Source organism: Micromonospora psammae (assembly GCF_036902725.1).
Taxonomy (GTDB): Bacteria; Actinomycetota; Actinomycetes; order Mycobacteriales; family Micromonosporaceae; genus Micromonospora.
Genome location: NZ_JBAKHM010000003.1, coordinates 19286 through 34780, shown reverse-complemented (window position 1 = coordinate 34780; position 15495 = coordinate 19286). Strand labels below are relative to the sequence as shown.

At 74.9% G+C, this 15495-nt stretch carries 16 protein-coding genes; 8 read left to right on the top strand and 8 right to left on the bottom strand.

The window, feature by feature from the left end; translation table 11 throughout:
- The first annotated feature begins 22 nt into the window (after nucleotides 1-22).
- The gene (locus tag V6U79_RS06310) at nucleotides 23-658 is read left to right on the top strand and encodes a DUF305 domain-containing protein (RefSeq protein WP_334613886.1); all 636 of its coding nucleotides are present in this window, start codon (nucleotides 23-25) and stop codon (nucleotides 656-658) included.
- Between the two features lie 94 nt (nucleotides 659-752).
- On the opposite strand, the gene V6U79_RS06305 is transcribed toward V6U79_RS06310, so the two are convergent.
- Nucleotides 753-1052, bottom strand: coding sequence for a metal-sensitive transcriptional regulator (locus V6U79_RS06305; RefSeq protein ID WP_334531511.1), 300 nt, complete (start codon nucleotides 1050-1052; stop codon nucleotides 753-755).
- A gap of 94 nt (nucleotides 1053-1146) precedes the next feature.
- Between V6U79_RS06305 and V6U79_RS06300 the strand changes: the two genes are divergently transcribed.
- The 5 genes from V6U79_RS06300 to V6U79_RS06280 all read left to right on the top strand — a co-directional run bounded on the left by V6U79_RS06300 (nucleotide 1147) and on the right by V6U79_RS06280 (nucleotide 5666).
- Complete coding sequence (locus tag V6U79_RS06300; RefSeq protein WP_334613885.1) at nucleotides 1147-1356, top strand: heavy-metal-associated domain-containing protein; 210 nt, start codon at nucleotides 1147-1149, stop codon at nucleotides 1354-1356.
- 32 nt (nucleotides 1357-1388) lie between these two features.
- Nucleotides 1389-2378: a DUF8832 domain-containing protein gene (locus tag V6U79_RS06295; RefSeq protein ID WP_334613883.1), complete on the top strand. Its 990-nt coding sequence runs from the start codon at nucleotides 1389-1391 to the stop codon at nucleotides 2376-2378.
- 14 nt (nucleotides 2379-2392) lie between these two features.
- Nucleotides 2393-4663, top strand: a complete 2271-nt coding sequence (locus V6U79_RS06290) for a heavy metal translocating P-type ATPase (RefSeq protein ID WP_334613882.1) — start codon at nucleotides 2393-2395, stop codon at nucleotides 4661-4663.
- Nucleotides 4664-4758: 95 nt separating this feature from the next.
- Nucleotides 4759-4932: a CsbD family protein gene (locus V6U79_RS06285; RefSeq protein ID WP_334531499.1), complete on the top strand. Its 174-nt coding sequence runs from the start codon at nucleotides 4759-4761 to the stop codon at nucleotides 4930-4932.
- 224 nt (nucleotides 4933-5156) lie between these two features.
- On the top strand, nucleotides 5157-5666 hold the full coding sequence (locus tag V6U79_RS06280; RefSeq protein WP_334613881.1) for a hypothetical protein: 510 nt from the start codon (nucleotides 5157-5159) through the stop codon (nucleotides 5664-5666).
- 12 nt (nucleotides 5667-5678) lie between these two features.
- On the opposite strand, the gene V6U79_RS06275 is transcribed toward V6U79_RS06280, so the two are convergent.
- The 5 genes from V6U79_RS06275 to V6U79_RS06255 form a co-directional block, all read right to left on the bottom strand.
- Nucleotides 5679-6383, bottom strand: a complete 705-nt coding sequence (locus V6U79_RS06275; protein ID WP_334613880.1) for a dihydrofolate reductase family protein — start codon at nucleotides 6381-6383, stop codon at nucleotides 5679-5681.
- 103 nt (nucleotides 6384-6486) lie between these two features.
- Nucleotides 6487-7131: a dihydrofolate reductase family protein gene (locus V6U79_RS06270; protein WP_334613879.1), complete on the bottom strand. Its 645-nt coding sequence runs from the start codon at nucleotides 7129-7131 to the stop codon at nucleotides 6487-6489.
- A gap of 29 nt (nucleotides 7132-7160) precedes the next feature.
- On the bottom strand, nucleotides 7161-8405 hold the full coding sequence (locus V6U79_RS06265) for an RNA polymerase sigma factor (protein WP_334613877.1): 1245 nt from the start codon (nucleotides 8403-8405) through the stop codon (nucleotides 7161-7163).
- A complete protein-coding gene (locus V6U79_RS06260) occupies nucleotides 8402-8761 on the bottom strand; it encodes a YciI family protein (RefSeq protein ID WP_334614150.1) in 360 nt (119 codons plus the stop codon). Before V6U79_RS06260 ends, V6U79_RS06265 begins: the two co-directional genes overlap by 4 nt.
- Nucleotides 8762-8869: 108 nt before the next feature.
- Entirely contained in the window at nucleotides 8870-10111 is a 1242-nt protein-coding gene (locus V6U79_RS06255) for a DUF2786 domain-containing protein (protein ID WP_334613876.1), read from the bottom strand.
- 164 nt (nucleotides 10112-10275) lie between these two features.
- Between V6U79_RS06255 and V6U79_RS06250 the strand changes: the two genes are divergently transcribed.
- The gene (locus V6U79_RS06250; protein ID WP_334613875.1) at nucleotides 10276-11151 is read left to right on the top strand and encodes a DUF3152 domain-containing protein; all 876 of its coding nucleotides are present in this window, start codon (nucleotides 10276-10278) and stop codon (nucleotides 11149-11151) included.
- Nucleotides 11152-11154: 3 nt separating this feature from the next.
- Here V6U79_RS06250 and V6U79_RS06245 read toward each other — a convergent pair whose 3' ends face one another.
- Entirely contained in the window at nucleotides 11155-12333 is a 1179-nt protein-coding gene (locus tag V6U79_RS06245) for a PP2C family protein-serine/threonine phosphatase (protein WP_334613874.1), read from the bottom strand.
- An 11-nt stretch (nucleotides 12334-12344) separates the two neighbouring features.
- Nucleotides 12345-12773, bottom strand: coding sequence for an ATP-binding protein (locus V6U79_RS06240; RefSeq protein ID WP_334531478.1), 429 nt, complete (start codon nucleotides 12771-12773; stop codon nucleotides 12345-12347).
- 289 nt (nucleotides 12774-13062) lie between these two features.
- On the opposite strand from V6U79_RS06240, the gene V6U79_RS06235 reads away from it, so the two are divergent.
- Nucleotides 13063-14598: a glycosyltransferase family 2 protein gene (locus V6U79_RS06235; protein ID WP_334531477.1), complete on the top strand. Its 1536-nt coding sequence runs from the start codon at nucleotides 13063-13065 to the stop codon at nucleotides 14596-14598.
- The last annotated feature ends 897 nt before the right edge of the window (nucleotides 14599-15495 follow it).

The window sequence follows — 15495 nt, the reverse complement described above, 5'->3', positions numbered from 1 at the left end:
CCGCACACCGAAAGGTCTGACCGTGTCCACTCGTACCATCGCGCGCCGTGCCGCCCTGGCCGGCGCCACCCTCACCGCCGCTCTCGCCCTGGCCGCCTGCGGCGGCGGCCACTCGGCCGGCTCCGGCCACGACATGCCGGGCACGGGCGCCCCGGCCTCCGCCAGCCCGGGCGCGTCCGCCTCCTTCGGCGACGCGGACGTGATGTTCGCCCAGATGATGATCCCGCACCACCAGCAGGCGGTACGGATGTCCGAGCTGGCGGAGAGCCGGGCCGGCGACGCCGAGGTCCGGAAGCTGGCGACGCAGATCAAGGCCGCCCAGGCCCCGGAGATCGCCACCATGACCGGCTGGCTCACCGCCTGGGGTCGGCCCGTCCCGTCGGGCGGCCCGTCCGGCGGGCACCTGCCCGGGATGGACCACGGCATGCCGGGCATGATGTCCGACGCCGACATGGCGAAGCTCGCGGCGGCCTCCGGCAGGGAGTTCGACCGGCAGTTCCTGACCATGATGATCGCCCATCACGAGGGCGCGATCACCATGGCGAAGCAGGAGATCGCCGGCGGCGCCAACGCCGACGCCAAGGCCATGGCGCAGCAGATCGTCACCGCTCAGCGGAGCGAGATCGACACCATGAGGAAGATCCTCGGGCGGCTCTGAGCGGCCCGGGGTCCGCAGGGGGTGTCCGGTGTGCCGGGCACCCCCGCTCGGCCCAGCGGCGCGGAGGCCGGCCCGGCCGCCGGCTGCGGACGGGTCAGCCGCGCTTCATCAGGCGGCCGACGGCGGCCATCATCTCGTCGGCCACCTCGTCGGCGCGACCCTCGGCCGCGCCCTCGTGCATGCAGTGCCGGGCGTGGCCGTCGAGCAGGCCGAGGGCGACCTTGTCCAGGGCGGCCTGGATGGCCGAGATCTGGGTGAGCACGTCGATGCAGTACCGGTCGTCGTCGACCATCTTCTCCACGCCGCGGACCTGGCCCTCGACGCGGCGCAGCCGCGCGAGCAGTTGGTCCTTGCTGGCGGTGTAGCCCCGGATCGGGGTGCCCGGTGTGGTCATGACGGCAAGGATAGCGTACCCCTGGGGGGTATGCTACGGTCCCAGGGCGACCTACCCCAGGGGGGTATAGGATGGACGGGAGAGGAGAACTGCCATGGTCACCACCACGTACCAGGTGCAGGGCATGACCTGCGGGCACTGCGTCAACTCGGTCAGCACCGAGGTGAGCGCGATCGAGGGCGTCCGCGACGTCCAGGTGGACCTGGCCACCGGCCGGGTCACCGTCACCAGCGAAGGCCCGTTGGACACCGGATCCGTGCGCGCCGCGGTCGACGAGGCCGGCTACGACCTCGTCGAGGCGTGACGGGTCACCCACCCGGAAATCGAGGTAGCACCATGAACACGGCGACGAAGCTGAGCGGTTTCGCCCTCGGCCTCGCGGCGGTGTTCGGCGCGGCGTACGGGGTCGGCCACCTGACCGACCCCGTCACCCCCGCCGCCGAGAGCCGCCACGACTCCACCGGTACCGACCACGGCGCCACCGACGACGGGCACGGCGGCGCAGCCGACGCGGCCACCCACCTGCCCGGCGGGCTGCTCGTCTCCGACCGCGGCTACACGATGCAACCGGTGGACGCGCCCGCCGGGCAGTTCGCCTTCCGGATCAGCGGCCCCGACGGCGCGCCGGTGACCCGCTACGACGTGGCACACGACAAGCGGATGCACCTGATCGTCGCCCGGCGCGACCTCTCCGGCTTCCGCCACGTCCACCCCGAGCTGGACGCCGACGGCACCTGGCGGGTCGAGTCGCCGCTGGGCGGGCCCGGCCTCTGGCGCGCCTTCGCCGACTTCACCCCCACCGGGGGTCAGCCGCTCACCCTCGGCGTCGACGTGGCCGTCCCCGGCCGGCTCGACCCCCGGCCGCTGCCGGCGCCGGCCACCAGCACCACGGTCGACGGCTACACGGTCACCCTCACCGGCACGCCCGAGCCGGGACGCACCAGCCGGCTGACCCTGACCGTCAGCCGGGACGGGAAGCCGGTCACCGACCTCCAGCCCTACCTCGGGGCGTACGGGCACCTGGTGGCGCTGCGCCAGGGCGACCTGGCGTACCTGCACGTGCACCCGGAGGGCACGCCCGGCGACGGGCGGACCTCGGCCGGGCCGGCGGTGACCTTCGCCGCCGAGGTGCCCTCGGCCGGCGCCTACCGGCTCTACCTGGACTTCCGGCACGGCGGGGCGGTGCACACGGCGGAGTTCACCGTCTTCGCCGGCACCCCCGGGCCGACCACCGGGGCGGCTCCGGCGGCCCCGACGGTCGCCCCGGCCGCCCCCACCCCGACCGGCGACGCCGGACACGGCGCGCCCGGTCACGGGCACAACTGACAGGAGGTGCCGCGATGACATCGACCACGGAGTCCCTGCCGGTCGCCCCGAACCGGATCGAACTCGCGATCGGCGGCATGACCTGCGCGTCCTGCGCCGCCCGGATCGAGAAGAAGCTCAACCGGATGGAGGGCGTGCAGGCCACCGTCAACTACGCCACGGAGAAGGCCACCGTCCGGTACGCCGACGAGGTCAGCCCGGACGACCTGATCGCCACCGTGGAGAAGACCGGCTACACCGCCGTCCTGCCGCCCCCGCCCAACCCGGCGGGCGCGTCGGAGCCGGCCGGTGAGCCGGTCGACGAGCTGCGCGGACTGCGTACCCGGTTGTGGGTGTCGGTGGCGCTGACCGTCCCGGTGATCCTGCTCGCCATGGTGCCGGCCTGGCAGTTCACCTACTGGCAGTGGCTGTCGCTGACCCTGGCCGCCCCGGTCGTCGTCTACGGCGGCCTGCCGTTCCACCGGGCCGCCTGGATCAACCTGCGGCACGGCGCGGCGACCATGGACACCCTGGTCTCGCTGGGCACCCTGGCCGCGTTCGGCTGGTCGCTCTGGGCCCTCTTCCTCGGTGACGCCGGGGTGCCCGGGATGACCCACCCGTTCCGCCTCGACATCACCCGCACCGACGGCGCCGGCAACATCTACCTGGAGGCGGCCGCCGGAGTGACCGTCTTCATCCTCGCCGGCCGATACTTCGAGGCCCGCTCCAAGCGGACCGCCGGCGCGGCCCTGCGCGCCCTGCTGGAGCTGGGCGCCCGGGACGTCGCGGTGCTGCGCGGCGGGGCCGAGACCCGGATCCCGGTCGACCAGCTCGCGGTGGGGGACCGGTTCGTGGTCCGCCCGGGCGAGAAGATCGCCACCGACGGGGTGGTCGACGAGGGCACCTCGGCGGTCGACGCCAGCATGCTCACCGGCGAGTCCGTGCCGGTCGAGGTCACCCCGGGCGACCCGGTGGTCGGCGCGACGGTCAACGCCGGCGGCCGGCTGGTGGTCACCGCCACCCGGATCGGCGCGGACACCCAGCTCGCCCAGATGGCGAAGCTGGTCGAGGAGGCGCAGACCGGCAAGGCGGCCGTGCAGCGGCTCGCCGACCGGATCTCCGGCGTCTTCGTCCCGATCGTGATCGCGCTCGCCGTCGGCACGCTGGGCTGGTGGCTCGGCGTCGGGGCCGGCCCGACCGCCGCCTTCACCGCCGCGGTCGCCGTGCTGATCATCGCGTGCCCGTGCGCGCTCGGCCTGGCCACCCCGACGGCGCTGCTCGTCGGCACCGGGCGGGGCGCCCAGCTCGGCATCCTGATCAAGGGCCCGGAGGTGCTGGAGTCCACCCGCCAGGTCGACACCGTCGTGCTCGACAAGACCGGCACCGTCACCACCGGCCGGATGACCCTGGTCGACGTGCTCCCCGCCGAGGGTGGCGACGCCGCCGAGCTGCTCCGGTTCGCCGGGGCGCTGGAGGCCGGCTCCGAGCACCCGATCGCCCGCACGGTCGCGGCCGGCGCCGCCGAGGCCGGGGAGGTCCTCCCGGTCACCGGCTTCGCCAACGTCGAGGGACTGGGCGTCACCGGCGTGGTCGACGGCCGCGAGGTGGTGGTCGGCCGGCTGCGGCTGCTGCGCGAGCGGGGTCTCGACGTACCTGACGGGGTCGTGCGGGCGGTGACCGACGCGGAGGCCGCCGGCCGGACGGCGGTGGTGGCCGGCTGGGACGGCCGGGCCCGGGGGGTCCTCGCGGTCGCCGACGTGGTCCGGCCGACCAGCCGGGCGGCCGTCGCCGGCCTGCGCGGGCTGGGCCTGTCCCCGGTGCTGCTCACCGGGGACAACGCCACGGTCGCCCGCGCGGTCGCCGCCGAGGTGGGCATCGACGAGGTGATCGCCGAGGTGCTGCCCACCGAAAAGGTCGACGTGGTCCGGCGGCTCCAGGCCGAGGGGAGGACCGTGGCGATGGTCGGTGACGGGGTCAACGACGCCGCCGCCCTCGCCCGGGCCGACCTGGGCCTGGCCATGGGCACCGGTACGGACGCGGCGATCGAGGCGTCCGACCTGACCCTGGTCCGGGGCGACCTGACCGCCGCGGTGGACGCCATCCGGCTCTCCCGCCGCACCCTCGCCGTCATCAAGGGCAACCTGTTCTGGGCCTTCGCCTACAACGTCGCCGCCCTGCCACTGGCCGCCGGCGGGCTGCTCAACCCGATGATCGCCGGGGCCGCGATGGCGTTCTCGTCGGTCTTCGTGGTCGCCAACAGTCTCCGGCTGCGCCGCTTCCGTCCGGTCGCCGAACAGCCTCGGTGATCACTTTCAGTGATCCTGCGCCGAGGGTCGGGTTTCCCCCGTTCGACGCGGGGGTACATCGGAGGCGTCGGAGGAACTGCAATCTGGAGGTTCGCATGGGTATCGACGACAAGATCAACAACGCGTCCGAGAACACCGCCGGCAAGGTCAAGGAAGGGCTCGGCCGGGCGACCGACGACGAGCGCCTCGAGGCCGAGGGCCGCAACGACCAGGCCAAGTCGAACCTCAAGCAGGCCGGCGAGAAGATCAAGGACGCCTTCAAGAGCTGACTCGCGCAGCCGCGACGCCGGGCCGACGACACGTCGGCCCGGCGCGCTGCGTACGGGCCGGGTGCCGGTCGCGGAGGGGACGGCGTGGCGGCCCACCGCCCCACCCGCGATACCGCAGAGTCATGATGGTGCCGCCGAGGTGTCGGGGCGCGAGGAGACCACGTCGCCACGGACCATGACCGCGCCGTCCCACCCGGACGGCCCACCACCGAACGGGGAAGTCGATGTACCGCAGGACCGCCGGCCCGCTCACCCTGCTGGCCGTCGCCGCGCTCACGGCCGGATGCCAGAGCTCCGGGGGCGACCGGGCGCCGACCGCCCCGGCCACCGCCGGCGCCACCGCCCCGGCCGGCGGCACGCCGACCGCCGCCGCCGAGCCCACCGCGGCCGCCACCCCGACCACCGCCAGCGCCGCCAACACCCTCGCCGTCTGCCAGGCCGTCGACAAGCTCATCGTCGACGCCAGCCGGGACATCGCCCGCGACTCGGCATCGGCCACCCAGCGGGAGCTGACCCCGGAGCAGCTCAACGGTCAGCTCAAGGGCAACCTGGCCGAGCTCGCCGACGACGTGCGCGACCAGGCCGCCCGGGCCGAGGACCCGCGGGTCAGGGCGGTGGTGACCGACGTCGCCGAGCAGATCGACGGCGGCGTCGCGGCGAAGAGCCCGGCGACGTGGATGACGACCAACTTCGTCGACATCCCCCCGCGGCTCACCCGCGACTGCCACGTCTGATCCGCCGCCCGGTCAGCCGGTCGTGGTCGTCGGGCCGCCACCGCTGCCCCGGTCGTCGAGCACGAGCGGGGCGCGACCGCGCACCACGTAACGGATGTGGGTGACCTGCGGCGTGTGGATGACCCGGGTCGGTTCCAGCTCGACGGCCTCCTTCTCACCCAGCTCGAGGTCCGCGTCGAACAGTCGTAGGCCGGTGCCGAGCACCACCGGCACGACGTGCAGCTCCAACTCGTCGAGCAGACCGGCCTTCAGCACCTGCCGCACCAGGCTGCCGCCCCCGGCCACGGCGACGTCCCGGCCGCCCGCCGCGGCGCGCGCCTGCTCGACGGCGCTGGCCACCCCCGCGGTGACGTAGGTGAAGCTGGTGCCGCCCCCGCGCACCAGGGTCGGGCGGGGACGGTTCGTGACGACGAAGACCGGCGCCCGGAAGGGCGGCTCCTCGCCCCAGGGCACCTCACCTCCGTCGGCCATCCGCCGTCCCATCACGTACGCGCCGGCCGCCCCGAACGACTCGGCGACCACGTCGGAGTTCACGTCCTGTTCCCCGCCGGTGAAGCCCTGCCGCTCGCGCCACGCCATCGCGTCGGTCACCCAGCGGGTGACCCGGAAGAATCCCGCGCTCTCGGCCGACTCCATCCAGTCGCCGTCGCCGGTGTGCCGCGGGCCGGCGTAGAAGCCGTCCAACGACACCGACAGCTGTGCGGTCACCTTCGTCATCTCGCGTCGTCCCCTCCGTCGGGCGGCACCCCGCGTGCCGCTCACCGGTGGATCGGCGCCGACCCGGGTACGCCGACAAGGCGATGCTGTGACGCCAGTCACATCAGGCGGTTGGGCGTCGCACCCGGTAGGTCACGTGGGTGACGGTCGGACCGGCCACCACCGACACCTGCTCCAGCGACAGGTCGGCCACCCCGTCGAAGAGCCGTTCGCCGCCCCCCAGCAGGATCGGCACGATGTGCAGCTGGAGGGTGTCCAGCAGCCCGGCCGCCAGGAACTGCCGGACGGTGCTCGCCCCACCGGCCACCGCGACCGCCCGGTCGCCGGCCACCTCCCGGGCCCGCCGCAGCGCCGCCTCCACCCCGTCGGTGACGAAGTGGAACTCCGTGCCGCCCCGCATCAGCAGCGGCTCACGCGGGTGGTGGCTGAGCACGAAGACCGGGGTGCGCCACGGCGGCTCCTCACCCCACCAGCCCTGCCAGTCCGGATCCCACGGCCCCGCGTAATTGCCGAACATGCGGCGCCCCATGACGTACGCGCCGACGCCCTCGGTCATCCGCTCGACCACCTCGGCGTCGACGTCGCGTCCACCGCCGGGCGGCCCGGGCCGTTCCCGCCCGGCGTCCAGCGCGAAGAACCACTCGTGCAGGCGCAGCCCACCCCGGCCCAGCGGATCCTGCCGGCTCTGCTCCGGCCCCGCCACGTACCCGTCCAACGACATCGAGATCTGACACGTCACCGTACCCATGCGGGGTCGACTTCCCGCACGGCCGGAACTCATCGGCGGGCGGCGAGCCGCGCGGCCCGGAGTTCGAGGTACCGCTGCTCGGGCCGGCTGGTGGTGCGCCGGGCGGCCAGCAGGTACGCCTCCCGCGCCGCCGCCGGCTCCCCGGCCAGCTCCAGCAGGTGGGCGCGGACGGCGGCCAGCCGGTGATGGCCGGCGACCCGCTCGTCGGCGTCGAGCGGGGCGAGCAGGTCGAGCCCGGCGCGCGGTCCGTCCACCATGGCCACCGCCGCGGCCTGGTTCAGGGCGACCATCGGGTTCGGGGCGACCACCGCCAGCACCCGGTACAGGGCGACGATCTGCCGCCAGTCGGTCTCCTCCGCCGAGGGCGCCTCCGCGTGCACCGCGGCGATCGCCGCCTGGAGCTGGTACGGCCCCGGCGGCGACCAGGTCAGCGCCTCGGTCACCAGCGCCACCCCCTCGGCGGTCGCCGCCCGGTCCCACCGGCTCCGGTCCTGCTCGGCGAGGGGGACCAGCTCCCCACCGGGGCCGGTACGCGCCGCCCGGTGCGCGTCGGTGAGCAGCATCAGCGCGAGCAGCCCGGTCACCTCGCCGTCGTCCGGCAGCAGCCGGCGCAGCTGGCGGGTCAGCCGGATCGCCTCCGCGGTCAGCTCGGTCCGGTGCAGGTCGCCGCCGCTGCTGGCGGTGTAACCCTCGTTGAAGATCAGGTAGAGCACCTGGCACACGGCGCGCAGCCGGTCGTCCCGCTCGCCCGACGCCGGCAGGACGAACCGCGCCCCGGCCGCTTCGATCCGCTGCTTGGCGCGGCGGATGCGCTGGCTCATCGTCGGCTCCGGGATCAGGAACGCGGCGGCGATCTGCGCCGTGCTCAGCCCGCCGACCGCGCGCAGGGTCAGCGCGACCTGCGCCGAGCGGGACAGCGCCGGGTGGCAGCAGAGGAAGAGCAGGGTGAGGCTGTCGTCCGTGGCGCGCGGCTCCTCGTCGGCGGGCGGGGCGGCGCCCGCGTACGCCGGTTCCCGGAGCGCGACCGCGACCTCGCGGTCCCGGCGGGCCCGCTCGCTGCGCCACTCGTCGGTCAGCCGCCGGCCGGCGACGGTGAGCAGCCACGCCTTCGGGTGCTCCGGCACGCCCCGCTCCGGCCAGCCGGTGGCGGCGGCGAGCAACGCCTCCTGCACGGCGTCCTCGCAGGCGGAGAAGTTCCCGTGGCGGCGGACCAGGACGCCGAGGACCTGCGGCGCGAGGTCGCGCAGCAGGTCCTCCACCTGGCGGTCGGTCACATCTCCGTCCCGGCCTCGCCCATCACCGGCCGCACCTCCAGCACGCCGAAGCCCCGCCGTACGTCCGGCCAGCGGGCGGCGATCTCCACGGCCCGCTCCGGGCTGTCGCAGTCAACCGTCAGGTAGCCGGCGAACTGCTCCTTGCTCTCCAGGAACGGCCCGTCGGTGACCTCCGGCCGCTCCCCGGCGGACCGCACCGTGCGGGTCTGCGACGGGTCGGCCAGCGCCTCCCCGCCGACCAGCTCACCGGACGCGGTCAGCTCCCGCATGATGTCGTCGACCTCGCCGAAGAGCGCGGTGCGCTCCTGCTCGGAGAGCTCCTCGACGAAGCCGGGGCGGTTCCAGATCAGCAGCATGTACTTCACGATCGCTCCTCGGGTACGGGCCACGGCGTGGCCGCTCGGGTGGGGATCGGAGCCGGCGCGGCCGATCCGACACCCGAACCCGAGGATTTTCCCGCGCGGTCAGCGCCGGCCGGGCAGTGGACGCGCCGGGGAAGCGCCGCCGTGCAGCGCCGCCCGGTCGGCGGCGGAGGTGCCGGAGTGCCAGCCCTCGGCGTCCCGGACGGTCAGCCGCGCCCGGGTGATCCCGGGGAAGAGGGTGTCCATCCGTTCGCGGACCGCGTCGGAGCGGGCGGCGAGCACCGGCAGCAGCCGCTCCGGGCCGGCGGACTCGGCCGCCTGCCGGTCCGCCTCGTCGGTGGCGGCCCGCAGCCGTTCCCCGATCCGCAGCGCGAACGCGTTGAGGAACGACTCGTCGTACGTCCTGGTCCGCCGGCTGCTGCTCCGCTTCCGCTCGGTGCGGCCGCGCAGCATCGCGGCGGTGGCCTGCAGCAGCAGCGACGTGTAGAGCAGCTCGACCGCCTCCAGGTCGGCGGGGAAGCCGAGCACGGTGGCGAAGCCGAGGTCGTCGTTCCAGACCGACTCGCACCGGTTGGCCGCCGCCACCTCCTGCACCAGCAGCGCCTTCGCCCCCGCGTAGGGGGCCTCGGTGTCGAGCCGGACCCCGCCGGGCAGGTCCGGCCGTTCGGCGGTGGCCTCGACCAGCGCCCGGTCCAGGCTGTGCCGGGCCATCAGCTCCTGGGCCTTGCCGGTCAGCGCCTCGGCCTCCGCCGGGAAGGTGGTCGACTCCGCCTTGGCCAGCAGCGCCCGGACCCGGTCGAGCATCCGGGAGCCGGCCGGCGCGGGGCCGCCGCGCCGGGGCGTGGCCTGCGCCCCGCCACCGGGTGGCGGACGCAGCACGGCGATCGGCGGCAGGCCGTCCAGCAGGGCCAGCAACTCGACCGCCACCCGCAGCGCGGCGATCCGGTCCTCGCCGTCCCGTCCCGCCCGCCGGCTCAGCCAGCTGGCGTCGTCGTCCCACCAGATCCGGGCGTCGAGGCCGTCGAGCTGGTCGTCCCACCACTGCGGGACCGCGCCCGCCTGCGCGCGCCGCTGGGCGGCGAGCGCGTCCACCAGCATCCGGCCCGGCTGCGCGCCGAGACGGCGGGTGACGATCCGGGTCACGTCCACCGGCTGCCAGCCGCGCGGCCAGAGCCGGGCGAGGGCGCCGGCCAGGCGGTCGAGCAGGGCGGCGTCCACCACCGCCGCGCCGTCCGTGGCGCCGGTGCCGACGACGAGCCGGTCCAGCTTCCGCTCCGCGTCGCGTACGTCGGTGCCGCGCACCGCCGCGACCGCGTCGGCGATGAGGGCGTCGGCGTCCGGCACGGGGGGTCCTTCCTCGAAGATGACGCCCCGGTGGTGTCCGGATCGTCGGGAGTGTCGCCCGGCAACGGTACCTGGGTGCGGATCGGCGGTCGCGGCACTCAACCATGCGGCCGTCGTCCGCGTACTCCTGTCCGAACACGGATCGACCGGGACGGAGGCCGAGGTTGGGAAGCCTGACGGTGAGCGGGGTGGCCGAGGGCGGCCGGCACCGCGGGCGTCGCGGGGCGGCGCGCCGCGGCGCGTTGACGGTGACGCTGGTGCTGGCCGTCGGCGTGGCCGGCCTCTGGGCGGCCCGACCCGGCGGCGTCGACCTCGCCGACCTGGTCGGTGACGTGCGTCGTGGGCCCGGCGCGGCCCGCCCGGCGGTGGCCGCCGCCCCGGTCCCCGCGACCGCGGCTCCCGCGACGTCGGCCCGGCCTCAGAACTCCCCGGCGGCTCCGGCGCTGCGCTATCCCGAGCGGGGCACCGGCACCTGGCGCACCGCCACCGCCCGGGGCGCCGTCGCCGGGCGCGGCGGTGAGCTGCTGCGGTACCAGGTGGCGGTGGAGGGCGGCATCGACGAGGTGGACGAGGAGCGCTTCGGCCGGGAGGTGGCGGTGGTGCTCGCCGACCCCCGGGGCTGGACCGGCGACGGCCGGTGGCGGCTGCAACGCGTCGGCCCGGACACCCCGGCCGACTTCACCGTGCTGCTGGCCACCCCGGTCACCCGGGGACAGCTCTGCGGCGACGTCGGCGACCGCTACACCTCCTGCCGCAACGGCGACCGGGTGGTGGTCAACGTGGCCCGCTGGGCGCGGGGCGCGCCCGGCTTCCAGGGTGATCTGGTGACCTACCGGGCGTACGTGCTCAACCACGAGGTGGGGCACCGGCTGGGCCAGGGCCACGAGCTCTGCCCCGCACCCGGCGGTCCGGCGCCGGTGATGCAGCAGCAGACGCTCGGCCTGCACGGCTGCACCCCGAACGCCTGGCCCCGCGTCGACGGCGCCCCGCTCAGTGGTCCACCCGGCGAGTACGACGACCCGGTCCCCGCCGAGGACTGACCCTCAGTCCGGTGCGCCGTGCCAGCGCACCAGCAGCACGGTGGCGTCGTCGCGGAGCTGCTCGTCCTGGTACGCGAGGATCGCGTGCACCAGGCGCCGGGCGGTCTCCGGCAGCGGCAGCTCGTCGGCGATCGCCCGCACGGTGTGGTCGACCAGCCGGTCGAGGCCGAACGGGACGCCGTCGGCGGAGCGCGCCTCGGTGATGCCGTCGGTGTGGAAGAGCACGTAGTCGTCGGGCTCCAGGGACTCCTCGACGATCAGCGGCGGCCGGTGCTCACCGAGGGTGACGGGGAGCGCGGTCGGCGTCGGCAGCACCTTCGCGACCCGGCCCCGGCGCAGCACCAGCCCGCTCGGGTGCCCGGCGGAGATCACCCGCAGCCGGCCGGTGCGCTGGTCGAGTTCGGCCAGCACCCCGGTGATGAGGCCGCGCCGGTCGTGGTCGCGGACGGCGGTGTCGATGTGGTGGTAGGTGGCGATCAGGTCGAAGCCGGCCCGGCGGGCGTTGCGGTAGGCGGCCAGCGCGAGGCTGGCCAGCATCACCGCCCGCATCCCACCCTCCGACCCGTGCCCCACCGCGTCGAAGAGCGCGAGGTGGGCGATGTCGCCGTTGACCGCGTAGTCGAAGGCGTCGCCGCCGACGTCGTAGCTGGGCTCCAGGATGCCGCTGATGGTCATCGCGCCGGTGGAGAAGGTCAGCGGTGGCAGTTGGGCGCGGAGCATCTCGGCGGCCAGCCGCATCGGGGCCCGGCGGCGCACCCGCTCGACGGAGTCGCTGTAGCTGGCCCGGGTGACCACCAGCTCGGCCAGGAGTGAGCAGGCGGTCGCGAAGCTGGACACCCGGTCGGCGGGGACGGGCCCGGTGGAGACCACCTCGACCACGCCGAGCCGTTCCAGCCCGTCCAGCAGCGGCACCCAGAGCCGGGTCCCGCCCTCGGCGGCGTACGGACGCATCAGCCCGTACGCCCGGCCGGCCAGGGTGCCCTCGATGGTCAGCGACTCGCGCTCGGGTGACCCGTCGTCGCGCATCGGCAGCAGCTCGTGCTGCTCGTGGTCGACCAGGTAGAGGATCATGTCGGTCGCGCCCAGCTCGCCGGCCATCCGCCGGGCCATGCGGGGCAGGTCCTCGGGGCGGGCGTGGTGGGCCTCGTGCAGCACCCCGTGCAGCGCCTGCCACTCGCTCATCCGTACCTCCGTCACCGCCGGGCGAACGACGCCCAGATGTTCTTGGTGGTCGCGGTGGCGTACCAGCCCACGTCGAGGGAGACCGCCATGGCGATCTGCAACCCCCGGCCGCCGGCACCCATCGGCCGCATGTCGGCCAACTCCGGGACGCTGTCCAGGTTATGGTCGGCGACGTCGAGGATGAGCGAGTTCTCGGCGGCGAGCAGCCGGACGATGGTCGGCGGCCGGCCGTGCTTCAGCGCGTTCGTCGCCAGCTCGGTGGCGACCAGGACGATCAGCTCGGGGACCTCGTCCAGCCGCCCGCCGTCGCTGAGCTGCTCGCCGGTCAACTCCCGGTGCAGGGAGGCGCGCAGGCCACGTAGGTCGGTCGCCTCGGCCAGGGTCCATCGCCGCAGCTCCACGGCCTGGGGCGGAGGTGGCGAGGTACGCAGCTGTCCCATGATCCTGACGTACCCTCGGTAGCGGCTTCTTAAGCGGATCCCGGGATCGCCCGCGCCTCGTGCGGATTCTCCACCTCAGCCCGGCGCCCCTCCGCACGGTCCGCCGCCGGGCGCGGACGGACGTCCGGACCGATGATCGTGGCCGTTCCGGGGTCTCGCAGACACCGGCGGTCGCGTAAAGTCCGCAACCGGTACGGGCCATGTCGGTGACGGCAGCGCCCGGGTCGTCGCCGCCCCGGGCGGTGGGCACCCGGCGCCGGCTCGCGAGTCCACCCCGCAGGAAGAGCCGATGCCTACCAGCACCGAAGCACCCAGGATCAGCGTCGTGGTCCCGGCCTACAACTCCGGCCCGCACATCGAGAAGCTGGTCTCCTCGCTACTGGGCCAGTCGATGCCGGCCGACGAGTTCGAGGTGGTCTTCGTCGACGACGGCTCCACCGACTCCACCGGCCCCCGGCTGGACGAGCTGGCGGCGGCCCACCCGCACATCCGGGTGCTGCACACCCCCAACTCCGGTTGGCCGTCCCGGCCCCGCAACCTCGGCGTCCAGCACGCCCGCGGGGAGTACGTCTTCTTCGCCGACGACGACGACTGGTTCGGCGAGGAGGCCCTGGAGCGGCTCTACGCCTGCGCGGCCGAGCACGACGCGGACGTGGTGGTCGGCCGGATGGCCGGGCACGGCCGGTCCGTGCCCCGCGAGCTGTTCCGCCGGAACCGGTTCGACGCGACGCTGGCCAACTCGCCGCTGATCGACAGCCTCACCTCGCACAAGCTGTTCCGGCGCTCCTTCCTCAACGAGCACGAGCTGCGGTTCCCCGAGGGCAAGCGCCGCCTGGAGGACCACGTGCTGGTGGTCCGGGCGTACTTCCTGTCCCGGCGTACCTGCGTGCTGGCGGACTACGTCTGCTACCACCACCAGCGCCGTACGGACGCCGGCAACGTGACCGCCGAGCGTCTCGACCCGGCCGGCTACTTCGTCAACCTGCGCGAGGCGTTGGACATCGTCGACGCGCACACCGGCCCGGGCGAGCTGCGGGATCGGCTGCACCGGCGGTGGCTGCGCAACGAGATCGTCGCCCGGCTGCGGGGGAAGCGGCTGCTCAAGGCGCCCCCGGAGTGGGTCGAGCTGGTCGCCGGGGAGGCGCAGCGGGTGATCCGGGAGCGCTTCGCGCCGGGCGTCGCCGCCGGGCTGCCGCCGGTACAGCGGGTCGTGACCTGGCTCACCGAGCAGGGCCGGACGGCCGACCTGAGGCAGCTGGCCGGATGGGAGGCGGCCGTGCGCGCCACGGCCACCGCCGACCGGGTACGCCGCAACTCGGCGACCGTGACCGTCACCTTCTCCGGCGGGCTGCGGTCGGGCGAGCAGCCGGTCACCTTCGCCGCCGACGGCGACCGGCGTCTGCTGTCGCTGCCGGTGGCGGACGTTCCCGCCGAGCTGCGCGACTCGACGGAGCGGCTCACCCAGTCCAAGCTGGACCTGATCGCCCGCCGGCGGGAGACCGGCGAGGAGTTCTTCGTGCCCGTGGAGGGCACCGTCGAACTGGTCCCCGTCGAGGGTGGGCAACTGCGGGCCGTGCTGCGCGGCACCGCCCGGCTCGACTTCGGCGCCCTCAACCGGGGCCGGACCAAGGGAACGTGGGACCTGAAGGCCCGGATCACCAGCTGCGGCTGGGCCGAGGACGCCGGGTTGTCGCTGGCCTTCCGGTGCGCCGCCGACGGCGCTCGTCCGGTGCGGCTGCCGCACCCGAAGAGCCTGCGCTCCCGGCTCCGCCGGGCGGTGGCCCGCCGCCTGCCGGAGTCGGTCCGCCGCCAGCTGCGCCGCTGACCCGGCGGCGGCGCGCGGCAGCACGCCGGGCGCCGCCACCGGGGTGCGGCGGTGGGCTGTCGCCGGCCGGTCGGTCGCGGTCACCACGCCAGCCCGGCCGCCGGGAGCAGCCCGGCCAGGGCGAGAAAAGGGCGGGAAGTCCGGTACGACCGCCGGCCTCGCCGCGCCGTCCGGTGGCCGGACATCGTGACGGTCGTCACGGAAGGTGATCGCAAACCGCCGATGGCCTCCGATCTGGCTGCTGGGCACTGTCGGCGAGTGCGCACGGTGCTATACGGTCGCGAGGTGATGGTCGAAGAGCACTGGTGGAACGGGGACGCGTCGGTACGCGGTCGCCGTGACGTGTACATCCGCACCGATGGGCGGCGTTGGGAAGTGCAGGCCCAGATCGGTGGCGCGTGTGGCCGCTCGAAGGTGCAGGAATGCCCCAGTCGTAGCTCGGCGAGCATCCTCGCCGGAGCGTGGCGCGGAGGCGACCCGTCCTGGCGCGAGCTGTCCCGCTGACCGCGGCCGTGCCCCGGGTGTCGCCGACCCCCGGGGCGCGGCCCCACCAACACCCCCGAACGGCCTGCCCCCCGACCCGGTAGCGCGCCCGCGATCCCGCCCGACGCCCGTCGTCGTCCCTCCGGCAGGAGGTCACTCCACCCACCCCGGCGCCCTCGCTGTCCGCGCCACACCGCGGCCAGCGGCGCGTACCCCAGGTCGACCGTCGCGGTGTCGTCCCCCCGGCCCCGGCGCGTCACCGGACCGGCCATCTGCCGGCCGCCATGATCGTGCTCGATCCAGGAAACAGTGGCCTCGGAGCCGCCGGAAGCCACTACTTCCCGGATTGAGCGCGATCATGGGAGCGGGCGCCGGAAACGGCCGATCGGCGCCCACCGCCGGCACCTCGCCGGT